The following is a 12496-nucleotide window of genomic DNA, read 5'->3' as shown; positions in this document are numbered from 1 at the left end:
GTTCCTGAGTTATTACACGTGGTTGAATTAGAAACCGACATCAATACCAAATGTGATAGTTCTTGGTACTGGGAAAGTTGCATCTGGTGTTTCGGGATCTTGGCTAATTGTGCCGTCCGGAGTGAAAGTTAATAAATTAGATGCAGACAAGTAGACACGTAAATGGCTAATGCCTAAATCACGCACTGTTTTGTCGTCAGGTTTGTATCCAAGGGTAATATTACGAAGTTTCAAATAAGACGCATCTTCATAATAGAATGTCGAATTGCGGCCTTCACCATTGGTGTCTTGTAATGACAAGGCTGGAATATCTGAATTTGAATTTTCTGGTGTCCAAGCTGATAACACACGATCACCAAAGTTGCTGGTGGTACCGACTGATACTAAGTCTGTGAAGTTGCGCCAGCCATTACGAATTTGACCGCCTTCGATGCCTTGCCAGAACATGCTGAAATCCCAGTTTTCATATTCTAGATTGATACCAAAACCATATTCATAGTCTGGATCCATTTCTGCAAAGAAAGTTTGGTCTTTATCGTCAATTACACCATCTTGATTTAAATCTGCGTAACGAATACGCCCTGGTGCCGCGCCTGTTTGGTCTGCATGAGCGGCAACGTCTTCATCACTTTGAAATAAACCATCAGCGACATAACCATAGTTAGCGTTAACTGAGTGACCCAAAATAGTGATGTCGTCACCATTACCACCAAAGCTATTTTTAACATTGTCTGGTAAGTCGGTTACTTCATTGTCACCGGCAAAAATATTAGCAAAAACATCAAATTTAATTTCACCTATGCCGTCTATTTCAATGTAATCATCATAACCGATTGTGAACTCCCAACCTTTGTTGGTTACTGTGCCACCATTAACGATTTGTTGAGCGCCCTCACCCAATGTCGCTAGAGGTTCAGTGAGGGTTAAAATGTCACTGGTTTCTTTGTCAAAAATATCCAAGGTACCGTAAATGGTGCCGTAATAAAGGCTAAAGTCGATACCAAAGTTAACCATTTCTGACGTTTCCCATTTTAGATCTGGGTTGGCTGTTTGGGTACGTACAAAACCAGATGGTAATACACCTTGGTCGTTACCGCCGATATCGTAAGCTGTGCCATTATCTTGCTCAGTGGTGAACACTGATGGTGTTGAATACAAGGTTTGATAGGTGAACGAAGTTGCACGAGTATCTATTTCTTGATTACCTGTACGACCCCAACTTGCACGTAGTTTTAAGGTTGATAGCAATGGTACATCAAAGAAATCTTCGTTGCTGATAACCCAACCAGCTGAAAATGCGGGGAAATTACCATATTGATTGTTTTCACCAAAACGTGAAGAACCATCGCGACGAATCGTACCTGACAATAGGTATTTATCATCGTAGTTATAGTCTACTTTGGCAAAGTATGAGTTCAGTGACCACTCATCGCCACCACCCGATGCGACACCACCACCTGTTGCGGCATCTAAAAAGGCATAATCTCGATCTTCAATTAGTAGCCCCGTAGAAGATACAAAAAATCCTTCACGTTCGAATTCGATAGACTCTGTACCGGCAAGCACGGTTAAGTTATGTTTGCTATCGAAAGTGGTTTTGTATTCGGCTGTATTTGACCAAACGGTTGTTTGCTCCCAATTCTGTTGGGTTGTTATACGTTCTTCGTTGTATAAGTTACCTTCAGAGACTGTTGGGAATAGTCGGCGGTAATAGAACTGGCCATAATCTAACCCGAAGTTCGAACGTAATGTTAGCCCGTCTAAAGGTTTTAGCTCAGCATAAACATTACCCATAAGGCGATTGTAACGGCTGTCGTTACCCTTGTTTCCTTCAATAAGTGAAACTGGATTTCGTCTGTCGTTAATACCCGAGCGTGGGCCGCCAAAGTCACTACCGTCATCGTTGTACACTGGAACAATAGATTGTTGCTCGATCGCTAAGCTAACAATGTTGCCAGCATCTCGATTATTTTGGTTTTCAACTTGGTGTGTAACCGTTAAGTTTTCGCCAACCGCAAAAATATCATCAATGATTTCGTAACGAGAATTCGCTCTAAATGAAATACGTTCAAACTTAGAGCCTTTTACCACACCTTCTGCATCAAAATATCCAAGTGAGATATAACCGTGCCCTCGGTCTGAACCACCTGATGCTGATATATGAAAATCACGAATTTTAGATGTTTGAATGACTTCGTTAAACCAATCAGTACCCGGTACCGCTGGTGTAGTATTCCCTTCTTGGTCAAGCGAATTAGGTAAAATAATTTTATTTAATTGTGGACTTGTGTAGTCACCGTTCCAATCATATTGATATAAAGGACTCGCTGAATTTGGATCACTGCCGTCGTTGACCGCGGCTTGCCAAATTACCTGAGCACGCTGCTTTGTATTTAGTGGATTTAAATCGTACTTGAATTCTTGGGTTGATTGGCTGTAAGAAACATCAAGCTTGATATCTTCAGACGCACCGTTTTTAGTGGTAATGACAATGACACCGTTGCCAGAACGCGCACCATAAATACTTGCAGCAGATGCGTCTTTTAACACTTGCACCGACGCAAAATCTCGTGAGTTAAGTTCATGCATACCTAACTTTGTTGGAATACCGTCAACAATGTATAGCGGGTCGTTATTGCCCAAACGACCGATACCTTGACCACGAATGCGAATTGAAGCACCGGAGCCTGGATTACCGTCTGTTCTGATTGATAAACCCGGAATTTTACCTTGCAGGTTTTTCATAATATTGCCCGCGGGTAAATCTTCTAGATCACCTAATTCAACAACAGATACAGCCCCGGTTAAGTCTTCTTTTCTTTGAGTACTGTAACCTGTCACTATGATAGTTTCTTCAACTTCACAGCCATTTACACCTAACTCAATTTGTTCTGTAGTACATTCTTCTTGTGCACTTTCTTGAGCCGTATAGCCGACTGTTGGTAACATTAACAGCAACGAGCCACATAGTTGTGGAATCGCACTTTTGCTACTGAACGGATTTAACTTGAACATTTTCATGTTTGTGTGTCCCCATGTTTATAGGTTATTAAGCAACAACAAATTACAACGTTGTTTAAATTTTCTAAATTTATCCAACATAAATGCGTCCTTGCTAAAGTTAGAAATCTGTAGGTAGGCATCCTAGCCTGCCTAAACTTGTTATTTCCAAATAGACTGCAGTTGGTGTAAAGACCACTGTGTCAATTTGATTTCTTGCTCGGCATTTACTGTTACTTGCTTATAATCTTGATTAGGAAAGACTAGTGCAGTCATAACAATTTCGCCATTATTTACGAATATTTCTGTAGACGACGCATCCTGATACAGCCTAATTTGATACTGTTGAGCTGAACCGTCCAACGGAGCGATTTGCTCGCTAGCAAATGAGCCATGGAAACGAGATTTACCTGACTGCGTTCTGTCTAATACCAATTGATTATTGCTGCGATCAAATTTGATCGATACTTTTTCGCCAACTGCATTTTCTACATCAATACTGAAGTGCTTAGCCGATTGCGCATCGACTGTGGCATTTAACTCGAATTGCGCACTCGATATATTCGCCAAAGCACTCAGGTTAGTACCACCGTATACCAACGTATCTTGCTCGATAAAAGATTTCGTGCGTAATTTATCAAGCTCATCAATCGGTACTGAGCGCATTCGGTAACCTGCTTCAGCTTTATACAGTTGCAACTCTCGTGGAATAGTCATAGCACTGCGCCATCTATCAGTTGGTGTATTGTTGGCGTACAACCAATTACTCATCCAACCAATAAATAAGAAACGTCCGTCATCTTCAGGCACATTTGCCCATGTAACGCCGGCATAATTATCGGTGCCATAATCTAGCCACACTGCTGGTTCAATATCTGGATGGGCTGCTTTGTCTGCGAACACAATATGATCAACATTGATATGACCCCAGCCGCCCGACACACGATCGACAATTTCAATTTGTGCTTGTTGACCAACCAAGTCGGAAACATCCCAACTAGCAATTTCTAAACGCTCATTGTTTGGCCCAGTTGCCGTACGTACCACCTTACCGTTGACCAATAAATTAACCGCGGTTTTGCCAGGGTGCATGCCACCACCAACATAAAAGTTGATAAATGGCTGCTCTACAGTGAAGGTTTTTGAAGTCATAGTCCCTGTTGCAGCGTCACCTTTATAAAATGAGTTAACTAACCTTTTACCAATATAATTGGATACGCCACCTTGGTTAGGATAATTACCTGCAACTGGCCCACCAGAAAACGCAGTGCCGGATAAAGTCCATTCAGAAAAATCCGTTTCAAAGTCAGCAAACACTAAACCGTCTGGAAATTGCGATGGTATTTTGCTCACATCTTGCTTAAATTTGTCATCCAAAGTGAACTTATTGCCGTCAAAATCGCCAACAAAATACTGTGTAGCCGAACCTCCATTTGGTCCACCTGGGTTAATGCTAACTAACAATACGTATTTTTCTTCGTCGCTTCCTGCAACTGGCATTTTGATTAGATCTGGGCATTCCCAAACACCACCATGGGTACCGGCATCAATGCCAAAATCACTTTCAAACTTCCATTCTTTTAAATTTGGTGAAGAGTAAAAACTAATATGATCATCAACCGCTAAAGTCATAATCCACTTGTTTTCTGGTTCATACCAAGCAACTTTAGGATCACGAAAATCTGGAATATCTGGGCCAATTAACACTGGATTATCTGCATAAGGTGTCCAGCTTCGACCATCATCCAAGCTATATGCAATACCTTGGGTTTGGAAATTTTTACTGCCAGTCAGACGTTCTGCTTCATTGTGATAAGTATAAATCGCAATTAACGGTGGATTGTCTGTAGTACCTAAGCCAGAGGTGTTGTTAACATCTGCCACTGCGCTACCAGAAAATATCCAACCGTGCTGGTCTGGATAAAGTGCTATTGGTAGTTCTTGCCAATGAACTAAGTCTTTTGATACAGCGTGCCCCCAATGCATAGGTCCCCAAACAGTTGCGTCGGGATAATATTGAAAAAATAAATGATATTCACCATTGTGGTAAACCATACCATTTGGATCATTCATCCAATTCGCTTGAGGGGTAAAGTGGAATTGCGGTCGATGATGATCTTGATAATGAAAAGTGTTGGCAGCTTCCACTTGATTGTCTCCTGATACTTTCGGCGATTGAGACATTGAGTCTAAATTGCTTTGGCTACATGCTGCTAATATACCCGCAGCTATCAATGGGTAAACGAATTTCATATTTATATACCAGTTCCAATGAATTTAACAACGTTGTCTACAATATAAATCAAAAACAACGTTGTTTGCAACAAATTTACAAAAATAAAACAAAGTATAGATGAAAATAACTAAAGCTAGCTTAGAAAGATTCTCTCGACGAAAGCTGGCACTTAACACGCTCTGTCGCAAGTGACGTTTGTTTACCCGATATAAGATTGACCAGTCGAGTAACTGATGCCCTGCCCATTTGGTAATATGGCAAGGCAACTGAAGATAACGACGGCACTAATATTTGCGGGATACAATCCCAATCGTCAAAACTAGCTACCCCTATATCTTGACCGACTCGTAATCCACGTCTTTCTAAGACAAAATATAAGCTCAGTGCAACTAAGTCTTTGCCGCACAAAATAGCGTCCGGTTTAAAGTCGGTAATAACTCTATCAGCCACTTCTCGCGTTATATCTATTGTGCGCCCTTCAACTACCTTCTCGACCGATTCAACTATATATTGGTCTTCGTCAACACTGAACTCTTTTAATGCAGTTAAAAAACCAGCTAACCTAAGTTTGGCAGCAACAATTTCAGGATTTAAATTAAGAAATGCAATGCGTTTATAACCTTTGTTCAGTAATTGTAAGGTTACGTCATAAGCTGCTTGCTCATCATCTGGAATAATTGCGGCTCGCTGTTGGTTTGGATCGAAACAATTGACCATAACCAGTGGCTGCTGATCAAATTGAATCGGCAAATTAACCGGTTGGTGGTACATGGCACCATAAACAACCCCTTCAGCTCTATGTTGTCGGCATTGCTCTAATAAGTTGCTTGCAGAAGGTTTTTTCGGATCTATATTAAACACCATCAATGTTTTACCAAGCTCCCACGCTCTATCCTGAGCGCCACGCAAAATATCAACCGAAGCTGGTGTTGTAGATATTTCATCCGAGATAAAACCAATGACATCTGAATTTTTTTTGCGCACCATTCTAGCGGCTAAGTTTGGTTGATAACCAAGTTCTTCAATTGCAGCAAGTATTTTTACTCGATTTTCTTCCTTAACAGTCGGGTCATTATTCACCACTCTGGATACGGTTTTAAATGAGACTCCAGCCCGCTTTGCTACCTGCTTAATTGTTACCATGGATACATTTCACTTATTCAGAATATTGTTATTGTATGCTTAAACAACGTTATTATCTAACAAAACCCTAATAATTCTCAAGCAACTAGGCCTTGTTTATAAACGTTAATTCATCTTCAGATTAAACCGCAGCTACAACGAGTGGAAAAAGTTGTTAACTAGAGCAATGCATAAAATCCCCAAAATAAAATCTACAACACCATTTGACAACGTTGTTTTTATAAATATAATTTAACAAAAATTAAGCAAGCTAAGGCAATAGTATGAAAAAAGTTGTTTGTATAGGCGAAATGTTAATCGACTTCGTTAGCACTGACATAGGTACAAATTTGGTAGAGGCTGAACAATTTTTGAAAAAGCCCGGTGGCGCGCCTGCAAATGTAGCGGCTTGTGTCGCTAAATTAGGTGGTATTTCTTACTTTGCTGGAGCCGTCGGCAATGATCCTTTCGGTACAAGCTTAATTAATGAGCTAATCGATTTTAATGTAAATATTGAGTACGTACATAAAGTTACTACCCCGACAACTTTGGCTTTTATATCATTAGCTCAAAATGGTGAACGTGATTTTGTTTTTAATCGTGGCGCAGATGCTGAATTTACATTACCGCACAATCAAACAAGCTTATTATTAGAAAACAGTATCTTGCACTTGGGCTCAGCGACAGCATTACTCGGAAGCCATCTATTTGAAAGCTATTTAACCGCAGCAAAATATGCTCACGATAATAAACACTTTATTTGTTTTGACCCTAACTATCGTGAAGATTTGTGGAACGACAATTTAGATGTATTTATTCAACGCTCCATGCAACTTATCGAAATGGCCAATTTTGTGAAGGTTAGTGAAGAGGAGTTGGCTTTACTAACGGAAGAACAGGACCTAGCCAAAGGTTGTGATTATCTGCATACCAAAGGCGTTAATTACATAACAGTGACCATTGGCAGCAGGGGCTGTTTCTTATCAACTCCAACGGAGAAAAGCATTATTCCTGCATACGAAATCACGCCAGTAGATACCACAGGCGCAGGCGATTCGTTTATCGGCGCTGTGTTATATCAATTATCACAAGCAAACTTGTCAGAATTAACCTATGCAGAGCTTGCAGGCTATGTGCAACTTGGCAACAAAGTTAGTGGAGTGGTCTGCGAATACTTAGGACCAATGACGGGTTTAACCGATTTTGCTTCAATTCAAAAATTAGATAAAGCGTTGAAAGCAGCTTAAGCACGCTCCCACGTGTTGGTTACCATGTGTGACCTTTGGCCGCCTTAACCTCATGGCGGCTTTTTTTAGCATAACATAGCCTAGCCTATCGCTTCACGCCAGTTTTCAAACCATCAACCAAATATTTGTGCAACGCAAAAAACACAATTAACACAGGTAAGGTCGTCATACTTGCATAGGCCATTACTGCCCCCCAATCGACACTATGACTAAAAAATTGCTGCATTCCCGGCATTAATGGCCTGACATCTTGCGCATTTGCGACCAAAACAGGTAACAAATAAGCATTCCAACTGCGTAAAAAAGTTAAAATAGCAACAGCGGCAATAACGGGTTTAGCCATCGGCATAACAATAGTAAAGAAAATTTTCCAAATACTTGCTCCATCGATCAAAGCAGCTTCTTCATAATCTTTCGGAATGTTTTTAAAGTATTGATAAAACAAAAAGATAAAAAACGGATTGGCTAGTTCAGGGATAATTTGTACATGTAAACTGTTAAACCACGAATAAACCAATGACCAACTACCGTTTTGGTATTCTATCCAAGGCAATTGAGTAACAATAAAAACTAACGGTAACACTACTGCTTCAAATGGAACTATCAGTAAAGCTAATAACAACACTAATATGCCCTGTTTTCCAACCCACGGAAACCTCAGTAACGAATATGCAGCCATGGAATTAACTAATGTACCTAAGACGACTGACACTAAGGTAATGACAATTGAGTTTGTCAGATAGTTTAAAAACGGTGTATGCTCAATGACCTTTTGATAATTTTGAAAGCCGACCCCTTCGGTCAAGTCAAACATTGAGAGAAAACCTGCGTCAGCAAATATTTGATTCTCGTTTTTGAACGAAGCAACAAACACAAATATGATCGGAAGAACAAACAACACACCTGTCAATGCTAGAGCAACTCTATAAATGTATCGCGGCAACATTCGCTGTTTATTTCTCATAACCTAATAATTTCTTCTGTATTAATGACAAAGTCAATATCACAACAAAATACAAGATACAAACAGTCGAACCATATGCAATCTGTTGCTGTCGAAAACCTTTTTCTATTGCATAAAATAATACTGTCGATGTCGAATCTTGCGGCCCTCCCTGAGTTAGCACATCGACCTGAACAAATAGAGCGAACGCAAAAATAGTTGTTGATAGCACGACAAAAATCAACGTGTGCCGTAATCCAGGTAAAGTAATATGAAGAAACTGCGACCATCGTGACGCGCCATCTAGGCTAGCAGCTTCATACAAAGAATTAGGTATAGCCTGTAAGCCAGCAAGCAATATCAGCATTTGCACGCCAACTCCTTGCCAAGCTGACATAGCGGCTATTGCAAATAGGCTCCAAGCAGGATCGTTTAACCAGTCTATTGCATCATAAAGCGGCCACAGACTCGCTATCACTTGGTTTATCAGACCTTCTTGTTGGTGGAGCATCAATGACCACACAACACACACCACTACCATAGAGGTGACCACGGGCGTAAAAAACAACAGTTTAATAATCCCCGAACCTATAAAATTTCGCCGCAACGCCAAGGCTAACGCCAGCGCCAGAAGCACTTGTATTGGAACAACCATAAGCACAAATTTGCATGTATTTAAAAATGAACGAATAAACAATACATCTCTTGCCACTATTACCCATGATTTATCCCATACTGTAAATCGGCTTAGTTCTGAGTACCCTAACAACTCTGCATTGTTGCGAACCAAATTTCTTAATTTACTGTAACGTTTATCTTTATAAACAAACTCGTCGGCTTCACTTCCGCTTTCCCGATTAAAACGGTTCACCTCAATAATTTGTAGCCCTAATAATTTTTTATAATTTTCTAAACCAACAAAGCGAGCCGAATTAGGCGATATCAACCTTTCATCGGTTAAAGAGACTCCAACTGAAACAACTAAAGGTATACACAAAAATACAAACAATAGAAAAAGTGCGGGCACCAACATTAATCCTGCTGTTAACTTGTCCTGCTGGATGCTGTTGTAGTTGAATTGATGTTCTGCGTCCTTCGGTAGCTTTATCGGCATTTACTGGTAACCACGGTTGTCCAAAATATTTAACTCGATTTCATCAACGGCTCTATCCAACGACTCTGTCACGCTGGCACCTTGTGCTATGCGCCTCACTGCTTGTGAAAATATAGCAGAAATAGCGGGATAGGCTGGCGTCGCAGGACGCAACACAACATTGCGCTCGGACGTTAGATATAGCTTTCGCAATGCACCGCTTTCGCGATAAAGTTCCAGTTGATTAGCAGCCTCTGCGGATGTTGGAATAAACCCACTACCTCGATTAAAAAAAGCTATCTCTTCATTTGTCATCAAGTACGCAATAAATTTTGATGCTTGTTTAGGCTTTGTACAATTGCGAGTAATTGTATAGTGCCAACTTCCACCACCAATATAAGCACCATTGCCAAAGTCGACAGGCGGCAAAATAAGTAGATCATCCCCTATCGCTTTCTGATATCGATCAACCATCCAGCTACCCGTGTAATGAATTGCCAACAAACCTTTTTCAAATTGGCCATGCTCCAAACTAGTATATTGAATGAAACCTTCCCGCAACATTTTTTGTAGCCATAACCCCCACGTAACCGCTCCTTCGCTGTTTAAATATCCTTCAGCTATTTGATATTCAACTCGGTCAACAAAGTCACCACCTGCACTATACAACATAGGCAAAAAACCATATGCGGGCCATTCACCAACTCCAAGTAAATTCAAATCGAAGATGTATTTATACAGCCCCTGCTGCTGAATTTGATCTAGCAAAACATTAAATTCTTCAACTGACCATGGGTGTTCCAAAGTTGGAATACGTACGTTCAACTCTTGTAACAACGAACGTCGCGTAAAGAGCGCTAATGCGATATCAAATGGCCCTAATGAATAAACTTTATTTTGGTAAATTCCGATCCCATTTGAATTTACATGCTCAAAGTCATCCTGCGAGAGTAAATTGTGAGAATACTCTTCATCAACATACAGAGGCTGAATCAATCCAGCCCAAGCATAATTTGCAACATTTGGTTGATCAACGGCTAATATGCATGGTAAATCACGAGCTAACGCGCCACCAATTACACTGTCAGCATATGTACCATGAGGAATGGCTTCTATTGAAACCTTGGCTTCAGGATGAACTCGATTGTACCGTTTCACTTGCTGGGCAAATGTCCTCATTTCATCGTCATCCGACAAAGTACGCCATAACTGTATCGTTTCAGATCTAGCCTGAGTACAAAAGAGCAAAAGCACAACTAAACAAACTTTACGCAACATAACCAACACATTTTATAAGCAACTAACTAATAATCGCACGCACTTTTGATTCTGTCATGTTTTTAGCGCAAAAAAGACATAAATTAACAACGTTGCTTATTTTTCTTGTACTAATTCGCATATATGAAAAAACCCCGTAGTGATTACACTAACGGGGTTTTAATTTTGCAACAAGTAGTAACTTTTAGTATCTATAAGTCTCAGGCTTGAATGGCCCTTCAACTTCTACACCAATATATTCAGCTTGTTTTTCCGTTAGTTGAGTAACAACACCGCCAAAACCTTTAACCATGTATGAAGCAACTTCTTCGTCTAATTGTTTTGGTAATACTTCAACGGTAATTTTGTCAGCTTTTTCGGCTGCTGGTAAATCAGCAAACTTAGCTGCATATAAATGAATTTGTGCTAATACTTGGTTAGCAAAAGAACCATCCATAATACGTGATGGGTGACCAGTCGCGTTACCTAAGTTAACCAAACGGCCTTCAGATAATAAAATCAAGAAGTCTGTTGCATCGTCACTACGATACACTTGATGCACTTGTGGTTTAACTTCTTCCCAACGCCAGTTTTCACGCATAAATGCAGTATCAATTTCATTATCGAAGTGACCGATATTACAAACTACCGCACCCGGCTTTAATGCTTGTAATACGTTTTTATCACATACATTAAAGTTACCAGTAGTCGTTACAATTAGGTCAGTTTTTGCAAGTAATGCAGAGTTGATGTCTTCTAGCTTGCCAGTGTTAATACCGTCGTTGTAAGTAGATACAACCTCGTAGCCGTCCATACATGCTTGCATCGCACAAATTGGGTCCACTTCGGTTACCGATACAATCATGCCTTCTTGACGTAAGCTTTGCGCTGAGCCTTTACCCACATCACCATAACCAATCACTAAGGCTTTTTTGCCTGATAATAAGTGGTCAGTACCGCGTTTAATTGCGTCATTTAAACTATGACGACAGCCATATTTATTGTCATTCTTAGACTTAGTGACCGAGTCATTTACATTGATGGCTGGTACTTTTAATTCGCCTTTGGCTAACATTTCTTGCAAACGATGCACGCCAGTGGTGGTTTCTTCGGTAATACCGTGAATACGCTCTAACAACTGAGGATATTTTTGGTGAAGAATTTCAGTTAAATCGCCGCCATCGTCTAAAACCATGTTTGCGTCCCACGGCTGACCATCTTTATTAATGGTTTGCTCGATACACCAAACGTATTCTTCTTCAGTTTCGCCTTTCCACGCAAACACAGGAACACCAGCAGCAGCAATTGCAGCAGCAGCGTGATCTTGAGTAGAAAAGATATTACAAGATGACCAACGCACTTCAGCGCCTAACTCAACTAATGTTTCAATTAACACACCCGTTTGAATGGTCATGTGAATACAACCTAAGATTTTTGCACCTTTTAATGGTTGTTCTGCTTTATATTTTTCACGAATCGCCATAAGTGCTGGCATTTCGCTTTCTGCGATAGATAATTCTTTACGGCCCCAATCGGCAAGGCTGATATCGGCGACTTTATAGTCTGTCATTCTGGACTCCGTTATTACGATTAATTTG

The 12496-nt window shown here is 40.4% G+C and carries 8 protein-coding genes; 1 reads left to right on the top strand and 7 read right to left on the bottom strand.

The window, feature by feature from the left end:
* Window positions 1-27 precede the first annotated feature (27 nt).
* The 3 genes from DS2_RS01875 to DS2_RS01865 all read right to left on the bottom strand — a co-directional run bounded on the left by DS2_RS01875 (window position 28) and on the right by DS2_RS01865 (window position 6379).
* Window positions 28-3021, bottom strand: coding sequence for a SusC/RagA family TonB-linked outer membrane protein (locus DS2_RS01875; protein WP_051479525.1), 2994 nt, complete (start codon window positions 3019-3021; stop codon window positions 28-30).
* A 141-nt stretch (window positions 3022-3162) separates the two neighbouring features.
* Window positions 3163-5253, bottom strand: a complete 2091-nt coding sequence (locus tag DS2_RS01870) for a glycoside hydrolase family 32 protein (protein ID WP_035012918.1) — start codon at window positions 5251-5253, stop codon at window positions 3163-3165.
* Between the two features lie 121 nt (window positions 5254-5374).
* Window positions 5375-6379, bottom strand: a complete 1005-nt coding sequence (locus tag DS2_RS01865; protein ID WP_035012917.1) for a LacI family DNA-binding transcriptional regulator — start codon at window positions 6377-6379, stop codon at window positions 5375-5377.
* A 263-nt stretch (window positions 6380-6642) separates the two neighbouring features.
* Between DS2_RS01865 and DS2_RS01860 the strand changes: the two genes are divergently transcribed.
* Window positions 6643-7605 carry a carbohydrate kinase family protein gene (locus DS2_RS01860; RefSeq protein WP_035012916.1) on the top strand — a complete coding sequence of 321 codons (963 nt, stop codon included), beginning with the start codon at window positions 6643-6645 and terminating at the stop codon, window positions 7603-7605.
* Between the two features lie 85 nt (window positions 7606-7690).
* On the opposite strand, the gene DS2_RS01855 is transcribed toward DS2_RS01860, so the two are convergent.
* The 4 genes from DS2_RS01855 to ahcY form a co-directional block, all read right to left on the bottom strand.
* A complete protein-coding gene (locus tag DS2_RS01855) occupies window positions 7691-8419 on the bottom strand; it encodes a carbohydrate ABC transporter permease (protein WP_160168530.1) in 729 nt (242 codons plus the stop codon).
* Window positions 8420-8558: 139 nt separating this feature from the next.
* Window positions 8559-9662: a carbohydrate ABC transporter permease gene (locus DS2_RS01850; RefSeq protein WP_051479524.1), complete on the bottom strand. Its 1104-nt coding sequence runs from the start codon at window positions 9660-9662 to the stop codon at window positions 8559-8561.
* Window positions 9663-10919 carry an extracellular solute-binding protein gene (locus DS2_RS01845; protein ID WP_152537522.1) on the bottom strand — a complete coding sequence of 419 codons (1257 nt, stop codon included), beginning with the start codon at window positions 10917-10919 and terminating at the stop codon, window positions 9663-9665.
* 184 nt (window positions 10920-11103) lie between these two features.
* Entirely contained in the window at window positions 11104-12468 is a 1365-nt protein-coding gene (gene ahcY / locus DS2_RS01840; protein ID WP_035012914.1) for an adenosylhomocysteinase, read from the bottom strand.
* Window positions 12469-12496: the final 28 nt, after the last annotated feature.

It is taken from the genome of Catenovulum agarivorans DS-2, from assembly GCF_000568405.1.
Classification (GTDB): Bacteria; Pseudomonadota; Gammaproteobacteria; order Enterobacterales; family Alteromonadaceae; genus Catenovulum; species Catenovulum agarivorans_A.
This window is presented reverse-complemented; position numbering and strand designations above follow the sequence as displayed.